The following is a 13,162-nucleotide window of genomic DNA, read 5'->3' as shown; positions in this document are numbered from 1 at the left end:
CATCCAGGCGGCGCCGGCCGGCGTATGGTCGCGCGCCGACTTTCTCGACATCGGCACACCGAATGCCGTTGAGAAGGCGCTGCAACGGCTCACCCTGCGGGGCGACATTCGCCGGCCCCATCGCGGACTCTATGACAAGCCCAGCGTCAGCAAGCTCACCGGCAAGATGGTGTTTCCGCCCCGGTCCTCGTTCGTCGACGCCATTGCCCGGCGCGACAAGCTGCGCGTCCTCGTCGACGGAATGACCGCCGCGAACGACCTCGGCCTGACGACAGCCGTCCCGGCGCGCTCAACGATCTATGCCGACACCTATCCGCGAACAATCGAGATCGAGGCAAGCGCCGGCGATCCGAAGGCGGTCCGGCCTGTCATCTACAAGCTTGATTTCAAGCGCATCGCGGCCAAGACGGCGTTTTGGGCTGGCCGGCCGGCCATGCGCGTGGTCCAAGCGCTCACATGGTTTCGGGACGAACGATCGAGCTTCGACGCGGCCATCAACGGGATCGTCCGGGATCTGTCACGCAATCCCGATCGGGACAAGATCGCACAGGACCTCCGCGACAACATTCATGCGGTCCCCGCGTGGATGTATCCACTGGTCGAGACAATCACGCGCAGAATCGCCGAGGATCAAACCGAAGGCGCGCCGGAGCCAGAACGCGCGAAGGGCGATCATGCAGAAGACGTTCATTGAGATCCTGCACTCGAGCATCGACGGAACGCCGTACGCTCTTCGAGACAGTCGCCGCCCACTTGGGCACCAAGGCGGCAAATATCGAAAAGGACCTTTACGTCTGCTGGGTGCTCGACTTTCTGTTCAACCGCCGGCCGAACGATCCGGTTGGTCTGTATTTCAAGGGCGGCACCAGCCTGAGCAAGGCGTATGGGCTGGTCCGCCGATTTTCAGAGGATATCGACATCGGCATTTACAAAGCCGATCTGAACGTCCCGCTTGAAGCCGACATCGCCGCCCTGCCCTCCGTCAATCGCCAGCAACGCGCGCTCGCCGAGAAAGTCGACGAGGCCGCGCGGCAATATATCTCCGGACCGCTCAGAGAACTGCTGATGAAGGAGCTCGCCGTCGTGGAACAGGCGGCCGAGCGTCCTGGTCATTTCTCGCTGGGCTTCGGCTTTGATCTTTACCGCAACAAAGAAGCGCTCGACATCCTGGTGCTTGGCTACAAGAGCGTCTTCGAGGCCGAAGGCAGCTATGTGCAGGCGGCCGTTCGCATCGAAGGCGGCGCGCGACCCGATCCCGAACCCGCCGAGCCGCGCGAGATCGTGCCCTATATCGCTGCCGAGATGCCGGAAGGGCCGAGCCTCACCGTTCAGAACGTGACGACGGTGAGGCCTGAGCGCACGTTCTGGGAAAAGGTGCTGATCTTGCATGCGATGACCGAGATGACGGAGAAGCGGCGTCACGATGCCAATCCGGAACGGCCCGTGCCCGATCTCAATCGGTACTCGCGTCACTACTACGACGTCCATCAGATCTGGACGCACCCCGACTACGGTGTCGCAACGGCATCCATGCGCGAACTTGCCGAGGCGTGCCGACAGCACAAGGAGTTGATGTTTCGCGCGCCCGATCATCGTTACGATCGCGCGATACCGGGCCGCTATCGCCTCATTCCGACGGAAGACATGCGAACCAAGCTTGCAGCGGACTACCGGCGGATGTCCGCGATGATTTTCGGAACGCCGCCAGCTTTCGCCGAAGTCATGGCGAGCATCGAGGCGCTCGAGCAATATCTCAACGTCGCGACTACCAATGGCGGGGCACCATGAGCGCCGCGCCCTTTGCCCGCGTGGAACCTCCTGCGCCATGTAAAGCGCATCGCGTTGAAAGCCCGCTAAACAACGCCAAGTGAAAGGCCTAATGATGCAAGAGGTTAGCGGCGGCATCCATACAGCTCATGTTTCTGAACAGGACCAGCCGGCGTCACACTGATCTGCGACGGACACCTCAAGGATGTTAAAGAGAGCGGCCCGTTCCGTGTTCGTTCGACCTTATCGTTGCTGAGCGTACTTTCGACGCTGTGCCCTCAAATACGCATGCAGCGCGTCGAGATGGCCTTGCCGCGGCTGCGATTGACTTCATTCCTCCAAATCGGTGCCGGATTGGTACAATCTCAGGCGCTGCTCCCAATGATCCGGTAGATCTCCGCCATTGCTCTGATGGATAATTCGCTTGAGTTCACGAATGCCCTCCTGGATCAGCGCCCGGCCAGCAGAGGTATCCAGGCTCTTCATTGTCCAGGGCCGCTCCCAGAAGGCAGCCGGTATGCCTTGCACGAGGTTAGCCGCAGTGACGCCCGCCTTCTCGCCATTGTCTGCCATCACGGGGTCGTTCGAGAATGCTGGGTCATAATCCGACTTCAGCTTTTCAACGACCATCTCGGAGATCGTCTGGATGGTCGCTTTGAGCATCAGGTTTGGGAAGCCGGCAGCTGTTGCGGCAGTGATACCGTACTGACCGAAAACCGCCCGCCAGATAGCATAGAGTACGGCGAGCGCATCGGACTCGTCCTCCCGGGTTTCCGGAAAGGCACGCACGATGGCGCGCAGCGAGTTCTCGAGCGCGGTCGGCGGAACGAGGAGGGCGGCGTCTTCGAAGCGGTTGTTCACCCAGTCGACCAGCTTGTGGAATGGGCTCTCCGGATCTTCATTGAGCACGTCAACTGCTGTCGAATAATGCGGAGCGGTAATGGATGCCTGTGTGAGCCGGCTCCGCAGATTCGCTTCGATCTGCTCGAAATTCGCCAGCAGCGCCTTCAGGTTGCCAGTCGGAACCTTGTGTGACTTGTTGTTGATAGTCACGAACTGAAAGGCGCGCTCCACCTTCGGCAAGGACAAGAAAAGGCAGATTGGGACTTTCACATCATAGTCGAGCATGGACATGCCCTTGAGGCGATGCTGCCCGTCGATGATGAACGCAGCCCCCTTGATCCGCTCTGGATCGAAGGTGATCTTGGTCATGCCGTTCGCTGTGTCTTCGAGCACAAAGCCGGCTGCGTTTGCGAGGTCCTCCACCGATTCGGCTTGGGGGATGGATTCATCCAGCGCGATCGTCACGCTGGTAGGGATCACGTTGTTTGGCGACGCGTTGAAGAATTTGCGGATCTGCCTCCAGCGCGATTCCACCAGCTCGCGCTGAACGTTGCCCCGGTCAAGCTTGATGTTGTCGGCTTCTGCCCAACCGACCACCTCCTTGGCATCTGCCACGAAGACGAGGAACTTGACCTGCGCACCGGGGCGCTGCTCGACGAGAATACCAGTATAGCTAATCACGTATCTTGATTCCCTCTTCCTCCGCTCCCGCGTGCAGATCTCCGCAAGCGCCGCAGCCTATCTCGACGTTCAGGAAATGGTAGACGTCGCCCTGGTTCTTCCTGAACAAGAAAAGACGCTCGTCGGGCGCATCATAGAATTTTATCGAGCATCGGGCACACTCGCCTTTCTGTCGCCACAGGACTAGGAAACGCGCTCTGGCGTGGAACGCTCTTGCCACCTTCACGCTATCCATCGACGCCGTGATGAAGGCTTCAACCGCCTCATCAGCGAATGATAGCTTCACATCCTTGAACTTGTTGCAGGACTCACAACACCCCGCGAGGTTCGCCCGCGACCTGCTGCCACCCCGCTTCTGGGGGAACATGTGGTCCAATTCGAACGAACGATAATTCGCGTTCTTCATCTCGGCGTCGGGGTGCGGGCGATCCGCGTAATGCAGACCACGACCGCAGATATAGCATCGGTGGCCGTTGCCAGAGGCGAAGTCCTCGACCTCTCGCCGCTGCGTGGTTGTCAGGACTGCCCCCTTTCTCCGAATCCGAGCGCTGATCCTCGACAGTAGCCAGGCAATCTCCTGCCGCTGTTCCTCGCCGAGCGAGAGGACTTCCTCGACCGTGTCTGCCAGTCGATCCTGCCTCGCATCCTCCGGGAAGGTGGCCATCTCCAGATCAATCTGGCGTGCTCGGGTGACCAAGCGGGCGTGGATGTAGCTGATCATCCTGTCCCTGACGAACCCATAAGTCTCCCGATCGACCAAAACGACGGGCGGCTCAAAGTCGATTGCGGAGCTTATCAATGACCAAAGGCGGGGACCCCAGTCCTCCTTCTTGCCGTCAACGTCATCCCAAAACGCGTAAGTACGCGGTAAATCTATCCGATAGGGTTCCAATCAGAACCCCCGTTCTGCGGCACACTAAGACTCATCTTTCCTCCCTGATGCTGCGCAAGCGGCAGCATAATATAAGCCTGATATGCACTCCAACCCATTGTTTCCCAGTCGCCCTATTCGGCCGCAGCCTTCATTGCGGCATGAAGGCGATCTGTCACCGCCTTCATGCGTTCGTACGCAGGCAACAAGAAATCGCTCCGATACCGGACGGGGTCTTTTTCGTTTAGAGCGTCGATCGATTTGAGACCAAGATAGACGTCGACCTGGCTGCCCCCGTTCGTTGACGAGTGCGCAAAAGCGCCCAACACCTGATCGGGGCGGATCAATCCTTGCTCCGCGCACCGATCAAGCGCGGCGAGAGGCGTAGGACCAAGGCCAACATAAAGCGCATCAGGGTTCAGCATCGAAAGCGACGGCACAAAATCTCTTTCGAAACTCTCCCGGAAGACCGGAGTTCGCAGAACGTCGTCAAAACTGCCAGCAAAGGGCTTTCCCCTCCGGAATGCCGCATGGGGGACTATGGAGGTTGCATGCAGTAGATCACTTCGATGCGCCCATAGATCCTCTTCTCTTTCAATTCCCAGGAGTTCGGAGAAGCCGAAATGTCGCATCATTTGCAGCAGTTTGGGTCGCATCGTCGGACCGCCGAATGCTCCATGTTTCTTCGCTTCGGCGAGAATTTTCTCGTTAGTCAGCCCAACCTTGATCTTACTGCTGACTGTCCGGTATGCGAGCGCGATCTGGTCTGGGCCGGGAGTGATCCCGACGACCACCAGGCGAGCGGCCGAATTCACGTGTTCGAACGGAATATAAAAGAGTTCGTCTCGTCCATCGACATCGAGGAGCGTCTCTGGTGTTCGAGCTGCCGCTTCACCACGCCGATTGATGACGTCGCGATAACGATCAAAAAAAATTGGTACTGCCATGAAGTCCCCGACCCTCGGACCTTATACCGCGACGACGCGAATATCCGAAAGCCCTATCGCAGCGACCGAATCGCGCAGACGGCCCTCCTTCAGTCGGTAGAATAGTTGAAAGTGCCGCAGAGGCCTTGGCTATTGACGTCGTGCGGAGCTTTCTTTGATCCAAAGACCGCCATCCCAAGCAGCGGAGAATTTCCGGACGACGACTTTTCGAGAAACACAATGTATCGGGCCGGATCAAATTTCGGAACGCCGCAAAGCGTGTTGCCGTTTTTGAGAGCGCCCGGATCCCGTGACATTTTGAAGACTTCCGCGGTCGCCATCCTGTCGTCCGCCTCCTCCCACGGACGCCATGATGCGCCCACCGACGTCAGCTCGACATTTTTGCCGTTCTCGAATGTGATCGTCAACTTGCTACCGCGGCTGGCGAAACCCGGATTTCCGGAGAGCCGTATTGCACCGGTGATCGACTTTGCGGTGCGGCTATACGGGTCGAATTTGCGCTTATCCTGCCAGACGTGATGTTCCATAGCTGATTGGGCCAACACTGGACCGCAAATGAGGAACACCGCGATCGCAAGGGCTACCGGATATCTGCGCTGCAAGGTCATCATTTCACATCCGTCTCTATTTTCATTGCACCCTGAACAGATTGCAGCTGTCACACCCGCGAGAAGATCTGTGTTGCATCTTAGCCTGTTGTCCTGCTTGCCACTCTTGAGCAGACACATCCTCTAGTCGTAGCCAGCGTAGAGCGGGCGATGTCGTTTTCACTTGGGGGGAATGTTCGCTTTGTCCGCAACTGCAACCTACACCCTATCCTCCAACATTCGATCATCTTGTACAAAGACTCGGTCCCGATCAGTCGCAAACTACACATCACAAAATAGCGGATATTCAACTCACGTGCAGATTCCCCACTGATCACGCAGCGTCCAAGAATTCCCACAGGTAGGGACAGCGATCTCGCGATCCGATTGCCGACTCAGGGAACCGCTCTTCCGAGCATGGCAGGGGGAGACTCGCACCTCGAAATCGGGGCCTTTGCTCAACAGAAAGTGCGCAAAAGGCCCAATAACTGCAGTCATTCACACCAAAGTTTCAGTAGGGCCTGCATTTATTGCGCCCACCGATTGCAAAAGACGTCAGTTTGCCGTAGCTATTGGACTAACACCGTGCCGGGGACCGCCGCTTGTAGCGAAAGCCCCAAAACACACCAGATGTAGTTTCGACAATGAAAATAAATAGGCAAGCGGGCTTTTTGAGGCGCAGTTATCGATGACTCCGGCAGCAGTTGCGCGAACCCTCGAACACTCAACCCCGAAGCCGATTGCAGCTCTGATTACTATCTGCACCCATCGAAAAATGGCGCGAGCGCCGTTCGCGGCAACAGCAGTTTCTTTGCGCCTGGGTCCACAGGAGGTGATTCAGACTGCTTGGAACACGAAGATGCGGGCGCTACCGCTCGCGGCCTCCGCCGGCGCACTCTACGCTGGTCGAGGGTTTGGACTCGCGACCCAGGCCGCAAATATCGCCGAGGCCAAGCTTTACGTCCTTTCTGCCGGGTTGGGCCTGGTGGATATAAACCGGCAAGTCCCACTCTATGGGCTCACTGTGTCCGGGGGGCACGCTGAGTCCGTCGCGGCACGGGTAACGGATGAGTTCGATCCCGGCGCCTGGTTTGCCAGCCTTATGTCAGGTGCGTATTCGGATCAATGGGGCGACGCATTCGGCCAAGGTTCTGGGCGAGTGCTCATCGCGCTTACCCGTCCATATGCCGAGATGGTAGGTAAGAGCTTGAGTGAACTGGGACCTCAAGCCTTGGCGCGGCTGCGAATCTTCGGCGCATCTCTTGCATCGGCCTTACCAGTTACACTCGCGCCATCGGTCCTGCCCTACGACGATCGGTTGGATGCGATCCTTCCAGGTACCCGGGCCGACTTTTCTCAGCGGGCCATGCTCCACTTTGTTCGGTTGGTGGCGACCAAACGCGACGCTTATGACCGAGACGCCGATTATGCAGCCGTAGAGGCTGCCATTGGAGGAGTGGCGGCCCCTGACCGCCCTCGCCGCCTACGCCGCAACGATGCGGAGATCGTTCAGCTAATTTTGGCGCGCCTTCGGTCGCAATCAGGCATTGCACGAATCCTCCGTGCGCTTCGAGATGAAGAGGGTGTTGCATGCGAGCAATCGCGGTTTAGTCGTCTCTACCGAGCCGCTATGGAGCAAAGGGGAGCCGCATGACGCGTCCGCGAAAGGCCAAGGAGGCAACGCTCGCTGTTCGCGCGGTCCGCACCGAACAGGCTGATAAAGCTGTCTATGCATTCTTTGTCGCTGGTGCCGACCTTCTCAAGTTTGCCGAGATCAGCCGCGTTCACCGGGACGGCGAAGGGTCTCTGCACGGATTTCAGCGCAAGGGCATTAAGAGCCACGTCCAAGCGATCACGGAGTTTCTTGATCAGGGGCCCGTGCTCTTCCCGAACGCCATCATTCTCGCGCTCTCGCCGCGCGCACGTTTCACCCAGACAAGGGGCGAAAAGCCTGGCGGCGACGTAAGGTCGTGTGAGGCGGGAACATTGCGGATCCCACTTCCAAACGACGGCCCAAAGGCGGCTTGGATTGTCGATGGCCAACAGCGTTCGATTGCCCTGTCTCAAGCTCAGAACAAGAGCTTTCCCGTTCCCGTCGTCGCCTTTGTGTCAGAGGAATTGTCCGTCCATCGCGAACAGTTCATCTTGGTCAACAAGGCGAAACCGCTTGACCCTCGGCTGATCAACGAACTACTTCCAGAAGTAGACACAGCCTTTCCGCGTGACTTGTCGTCTCGGAAAATCCCAAGCGAACTCGTCAATCTGCTCCAAACCTCTTCTGATTCTCCGTTCCAAGGCCTTATCAAACGGCTTTCTGAAGATTCCACGACCGCCGTTGTCACTGACTCGGCATTGATCAAGGCGATCCGCAACAGCATCAATAGCGCCCTTGGCTCACTCGCCCCGTATAAGGCGACAGCAGAGTGTCCCGCGGACGTGGATGCGATGTACCGTGCACTTGTCGCTTACTGGACCGCTGTCCGTCGCGTCTTTCCTGAGGCATGGGGTCGCCCACCTACCGAAAGTCGGCTTATGCACTCAGCGGGCGTCGAGGCGATGAGCCTCTTGATGGACCGTATCATGTCGCGAGCGGCGCCTGGGACGGACCTGCTACTCCACGCGACGGAGTCCCTGACGCGGATCGCTCCATATTGTCGCTGGACCAACGGCAGATGGGCGGAGTTGCAGCGCGATTGGAATGAGATTCAGAACGTTGGACGCGACATCAAACTGTTGTCTGGCCACCTAGCGCGCCTCGATCACATGCACGCATTCGCAAAGGTCGCCTGATGCGGTTCGTGTTCGCAGACAGCGTCGATACGATCGACCCTGAGTATGACTTCGTCGCGGATCGCAACGGCGCCGGCCGATCAGTTCACCGCGATGATCAGTACCCTCACGAGTTCCTAGAGCAGGCGCCGTATGACGGAATCTTGGTTTCCCGCACCATCGTGGGCGATGCGCGGCAGCCAGGAAAATATTCGGAAGCACAGTCGATGCGCTTTCGTCGCGAGGGCGCCCGACGCTTTCTGCGCTATCCGCTCGATCGATTTCCGGGAAGCCTGATGATGGGCGACTGCGGCGCCTTCACCTATCGGAATCTACCGGAGCCGCCGTATAGCGCCGACGACACAGCGGAATTCTATGCTGACGGCGGCTTCACGCACGGCTGTTCGCCCGATCACCTTATCTTTGACTTTGACGACATTGGTTTGACGCGGACCATGGATGACGTGCCAGAGGATGTGCGTCGTCGCTACGAAATCACTCTTCAGAATGCGACCGAGTTCTACAAATCCGCCGCAGGCGTAGGCCCAGGCTTCACGCCAATGGGCGTAATACAGGGATGGTCGGCTGAGAGTATGGCGCAGGCTGCCCGCAACCTGGCCAGTATGGGATATGACTATTTAGCCATCGGCGGCACTGTGCCGTTGAGGATCGATCAGATTCGCCGTGTCTTACAAGCGTTGCGTGAGACTCTCCCCGACAGGATCCGACTTCATCTCCTGGGCTTTGGCAAAATCGAGGAACTGGCCGCGCTGGAACAGTACGGCGTCACCAGTTTCGACACGACGTCTCCGCTTTTGCGTGCCTTCAAGGACGCCCGGAAGAATTACTGGGTGCGGACGGCCGACGGCGATCTCTCATACTACACCGCAATTCGTATTCCGCAGGCTACCCAGAACAACAAGCTCAAGCATAAGGCGCTGGAAGGCAGCCTCAACCAGGAGGACGCGAGGCGTCTTGAAGATGCCGCGCTTCGCGGCGTGCGTGCTTATGCCGACGGCGGCGCGACCCTGGACCAAAGCCTTGATGCCGTGATGGACTATTGGGCCGCCCTGAACTGGCACGACGAGGCATCACCGAGCCGTCGTGCGGACGCCGCAACCCGACAGCGCAAGGTCTATGCCCACACCCTTGGCGATCGGCCCTGGGAGCGGTGCAGCTGCCGAGTTTGTCGGGAGAGCGGTGTGGAGGCCGTGATCTTCCGCACCTCAAATCGTAACAAGCGACGCGGAATCCACAACCTACACGTCTTTCACACCCACTTGAGCGAATTCCGGCAGGAGAGCATATGAACAATCAACATTTTCTTCGGTTTGATGCGCTGGCACCGGTTCAAAGCGAGAAACTGACGGTTTTCACCTTCATTGCAAATGCTGCAGAAGTCGCACGCATTGCTCGTATCGAACGGGCGGGTCGCGATGACGCGGGGGCGCTCCAGGGCTTCCAGCGGCCGCAGATCGCGGGCCACATTCGCGAAATCCGTGATTATCTCGAAAAGCCGAACTCAATCTTGCCCAATGCCATCGTGGTCGCCTTCATGGGGCAAGCTTGGTTAGAGCCAGTGACGAATCCGGAAAGTCGCCTCTGCCAACTGGTCATAGATACGTCCAAGGGCCCGCCCGGTTGGATCGTTGATGGACAACAGCGTTTTACGGCGCTTTCGGAACTGCGAGGCCGCGACTTCGAAGTGCTCGTGTCGGGTTTCCTCTGTGAGACAGAGGAGGAATTGCAAAAACAGTTCATCCTTGTGAATAACACGCGCCCGTTGCCAAAGGCCCTAGTGTACGAACTGCTCCCAAAGGTGGGAGATCTGCCGCACCGCATGTCAAGCCGATCACAAGCGGCACTGGCTACAGAGGCGCTCAACTATCGCAAGGGATCGTCCCTAAGGGGTTTGATCAAGCAGCAAACCAACCCAAAGGGGGTCATCCGGGACACTGTGCTGCAGCGGGTTATCATGAACTCGCTGAGTGACGGGGCTCTGCGCCTTTACGCCGGCGAAGACAAGCTTTTGCTTGATCAGGGCGTCACAATGATGAGCGAGTTCTACCATGCAGTCCAACACGTCTTTGCAGACGATTGGTCCGGTAAGACGCCCAAAACGTCTCGGTTGATCCATGGCACGGGCATCATCGCCCTCGGTTATGTCATGGATTTTCTCAACAGCGTTACAGGCGCTTCTACACGCGACGAATTCGCGAGTGGCTTGCGACTACTGCAGGGAAAGACCGCTTGGAGCGAGGGCGAGTGGGAGTTCGGCGCTGAGCGCCGACGTTGGAATGGGCTCCAGAACGTTCCGTCCGATGTCCGCCAACTATCACTTCACCTAGTCCAGGTCCTCAAGCGGCGCCTCGCCGAATCCGCACGGGCAGCGTGAAAAGCTATGAGTTACGCAGTTAAGGAAATGTTTTACACTCTCCAAGGTGAGGGCCGCCAGGCCGGACGCGCGGCCGTTTTTTGCCGGTTCACCGGGTGCAATCTTTGGTCCGGCAGGGAAGCCGATCGCCTGAAGGCCGTGTGCCAGTTCTGCGACACGGATTTTGTAGGCACGGATGGCGACGGCGGTGGTCGCTTTGCAACATGCGATGACCTGGCGAGTGCCATTGAGGCGAAATGGTCACCGTCACTCTCTGAGCGCAGGTTCGTGGTATTAACAGGCGGCGAACCGCTGCTCCAAATCGACCCGCCTCTCATCGACGCCTTGCATGCCAAAGGGTTCGAGGTCGCCGTCGAAACCAATGGTACGCTCACGCCACCTCCAGGGATCGACTGGGTTTGCGTCAGTCCAAAGTCAGGTACTGAAATCGCGATTAAAACCGGAAACGAACTCAAGTTGGTATTTCCGCAGGTGGGCGCAGAACCGCGGCGCTTTGAAGCGCTGGCCTTCGATCATTTCCTGCTCCAGCCAATGGATGGGCCTGATCGCGCATCTAATACGCAGGACGCAGTCGCATATTGCCTGGCGAACCCTCGTTGGCAACTCAGCCTTCAAACCCACAAGCAACTTGGAATCAGATGAAAATAACTCAGGCGTTCACCTTCGAGGCCGCGCACAGGTTGCCCCATGTTCCGTTGACGCACCGCTGTCACCGTATGCACGGTCATTCCTATCGAATCGAACTCCGCCTCAAGGGGCCTGTCGACTCTCATACCGGCTTCGTCGTCGACTTCTTCGACGTGGAGGCGGCGTTTAATCCATTGCTCGCCCAACTCGACCATCATTGCCTTAACGAAGTCGAGGGGTTGAACAATCCGACGGCCGAGAACATTGCGGTTTGGATCTGGAACCGGGTTAGGCCGCTTTTGCCACTGACCGCGGTAGTTGTCTACGAAACCCCGAACTGCTGGGCCGAGTACAATGGCTGACCCGCAACACCTAGTACAGGCAACCGATAGTGCGCTCGTTCTTTTTTCCGGCGGCCAAGACTCTGCGACGTGCCTTGCCTGGGCCCTCGATCGATTCGAGCGCGTGGAGACTATCGGATTCGATTATCGGCAGCGGCATCGCGCCGAGCTAGACGCGAGGGGCGAATTCCGAGCTGGCTTGGAGCACAATTTTCCCAAATGGGCCGCCAAACTCGGCGAGGACCGCGTCCTCGATCTGTCTGTGCTCGGCGAAATCAGCGAGACGGCATTGACGCGCGACGTTGAGATCGCGACTACAGAATCCGGTTTGCCGAACACTTTCGTGCCAGGGCGGAATATTATCTTCCTCACATTTGCTGCTGCTGTCGCCTACCGTCGAGGTCTCAAGCACATAGTGACTGGCGTTTGCGAAACCGATTTTTCCGGATATCCGGACTGCCGTGACGATACGGTGAAAGCGCTTCAAGTCGCCCTCAACCTAGGTATGGAGAGTCGTTTCGTTCTCGAGACTCCGCTTATGTGGATAGACAAGGCACAGACGTGGACCCTTGCCGAAGAACTAGGTGGGACGGCCCTGGTGAACTTGATCCGCACTAGCACTTTGACATGCTACCATGGGGAAGTCGGGAACATCCATGAGTGGGGACGAGGCTGCGGCGTGTGCCCGGCATGCGAGTTGCGCGCGAAGGGATATCGACAGTTCGCCAAGCGAACTGCAACGCTACCGCTGACGCAGGAGTTGTCCAATGGCTGAGATCGATCGCCTCCGTAGGACGGAAGGAATCGTGTTCGCTTTGTGCTTTGCTGGATGCATCCCGCTTGCGAACTGGCTCATCGGGCATGTTGGGACAACCTGTGTACCAAATGGTCCATGCCTGATCCCCGTGGCGCCCGGAATTGACGCTCCCAGCGGGGTGTTGGCGGTAGGTCTCGCCTTGGTGCTGCGCGACCTTGTGCAGCGGCGACTTGGCTTAAGTTGGACGGCTGCCGCAATTGCGATCGGCGCCTTGTTGTCGGCGAGTTTTGCGCCGCCAGCGCTGGTCGTCGCCTCCACTGTCGCTTTTCTGTTGTCGGAAATCGCAGACTTAGCGGTTTACACTCCGCTGCAGCGTCGCGGATTCATCCGTGCCGCCGTCGCAAGCAGTATGGTGGGGCTTGTTATCGACAGCATCGTGTTTCTCGGCCTTGCTTTCGGTTCCGTTGAATTTTTGGCAGGACAAGTCGTGGGTAAGACCTGGATGGTGTTGGCCGCCCTTCCATTCCTGGCATTGCTGCGCGCGCGAGATCGTCGACTGGGCCTTATGCCGGCTTGA

The 13,162-nt window shown here is 58.2% G+C and carries 12 protein-coding genes and 1 pseudogene; 9 read left to right on the top strand and 4 right to left on the bottom strand.

Translation table 11 applies throughout. The annotated features are described in order from the left end of the window. The first annotated feature begins 1 nt into the window (after position 1). Positions 2–694 (top strand): DUF6088 family protein, encoded by a 693-nt coding sequence (locus tag EOA85_RS02600; RefSeq protein ID WP_127208246.1) that lies wholly within the window; start codon positions 2–4, stop codon positions 692–694. Continuing rightward, a pseudogene (locus EOA85_RS02595) lies at positions 675–1,788 on the top strand (nucleotidyl transferase AbiEii/AbiGii toxin family protein). The gene EOA85_RS02600 and the pseudogene EOA85_RS02595 overlap by 20 nt, the downstream one beginning before the upstream one ends. A 309-nt stretch (positions 1,789–2,097) precedes the next feature. Here the strand turns inward: EOA85_RS02595 and EOA85_RS02590 are convergent. The 4 genes from EOA85_RS02590 to EOA85_RS02575 form a co-directional block, all read right to left on the bottom strand. After that, on the bottom strand, positions 2,098–3,291 hold the full coding sequence (locus EOA85_RS02590; RefSeq protein WP_164759459.1) for a DGQHR domain-containing protein: 1,194 nt from the start codon (positions 3,289–3,291) through the stop codon (positions 2,098–2,100). After that, positions 3,284–4,012: an HNH endonuclease gene (locus tag EOA85_RS02585; protein WP_127208244.1), complete on the bottom strand. Its 729-nt coding sequence runs from the start codon at positions 4,010–4,012 to the stop codon at positions 3,284–3,286. The genes EOA85_RS02590 and EOA85_RS02585 overlap by 8 nt, the downstream gene beginning before the upstream one ends. A 284-nt stretch (positions 4,013–4,296) precedes the next feature. Then, entirely contained in the window at positions 4,297–5,109 is an 813-nt protein-coding gene (locus EOA85_RS02580; RefSeq protein ID WP_127208243.1) for a hypothetical protein, read from the bottom strand. An 89-nt stretch (positions 5,110–5,198) separates the two neighbouring features. Continuing rightward, complete coding sequence (locus EOA85_RS02575; RefSeq protein WP_127208242.1) at positions 5,199–5,720, bottom strand: hypothetical protein; 522 nt, start codon at positions 5,718–5,720, stop codon at positions 5,199–5,201. A gap of 1,626 nt (positions 5,721–7,346) precedes the next feature. Here EOA85_RS02575 and dbpB (EOA85_RS02570) point away from each other — a divergent pair. From dbpB (EOA85_RS02570) to EOA85_RS02540, 7 genes are read left to right on the top strand one after another with little or no spacing between them, the layout of a single operon-like run. Continuing rightward, a complete protein-coding gene (gene dbpB / locus EOA85_RS02570) occupies positions 7,347–8,486 on the top strand; it encodes a DGQHR domain-containing protein DpdB (protein ID WP_127208241.1) in 1,140 nt (379 codons plus the stop codon). Continuing rightward, entirely contained in the window at positions 8,486–9,775 is a 1,290-nt protein-coding gene (dpdA, locus tag EOA85_RS02565; RefSeq protein WP_127208240.1) for a tRNA-guanine transglycosylase DpdA, read from the top strand. The genes dbpB (EOA85_RS02570) and dpdA overlap by 1 nt, the downstream gene beginning before the upstream one ends. Continuing rightward, entirely contained in the window at positions 9,772–10,860 is a 1,089-nt protein-coding gene (dbpB, locus tag EOA85_RS02560; protein ID WP_127208239.1) for a DGQHR domain-containing protein DpdB, read from the top strand. The genes dpdA and dbpB (EOA85_RS02560) overlap by 4 nt, the downstream gene beginning before the upstream one ends. Positions 10,861–10,866: 6 nt before the next feature. Beyond that, positions 10,867–11,502: a 7-carboxy-7-deazaguanine synthase gene (gene queE, locus EOA85_RS02555; protein ID WP_127208238.1), complete on the top strand. Its 636-nt coding sequence runs from the start codon at positions 10,867–10,869 to the stop codon at positions 11,500–11,502. Next, positions 11,499–11,849 carry a 6-carboxytetrahydropterin synthase QueD gene (gene queD, locus EOA85_RS02550; protein WP_127208237.1) on the top strand — a complete coding sequence of 117 codons (351 nt, stop codon included), beginning with the start codon at positions 11,499–11,501 and terminating at the stop codon, positions 11,847–11,849. Before queE ends, queD begins: the two co-directional genes overlap by 4 nt. Further along, entirely contained in the window at positions 11,842–12,603 is a 762-nt protein-coding gene (queC, locus tag EOA85_RS02545) for a 7-cyano-7-deazaguanine synthase QueC (RefSeq protein ID WP_127208236.1), read from the top strand. Before queD ends, queC begins: the two co-directional genes overlap by 8 nt. Further along, complete coding sequence (locus tag EOA85_RS02540; RefSeq protein ID WP_127208235.1) at positions 12,596–13,162, top strand: VUT family protein; 567 nt, start codon at positions 12,596–12,598, stop codon at positions 13,160–13,162. Before queC ends, EOA85_RS02540 begins: the two co-directional genes overlap by 8 nt.

Source organism: Mesorhizobium sp. M5C.F.Ca.IN.020.29.1.1 (genome assembly GCF_003997375.1).
Taxonomy (GTDB): Bacteria; Pseudomonadota; Alphaproteobacteria; order Rhizobiales; family Rhizobiaceae; genus Mesorhizobium; species Mesorhizobium wenxiniae.
This window is presented reverse-complemented; position numbering and strand designations above follow the sequence as displayed.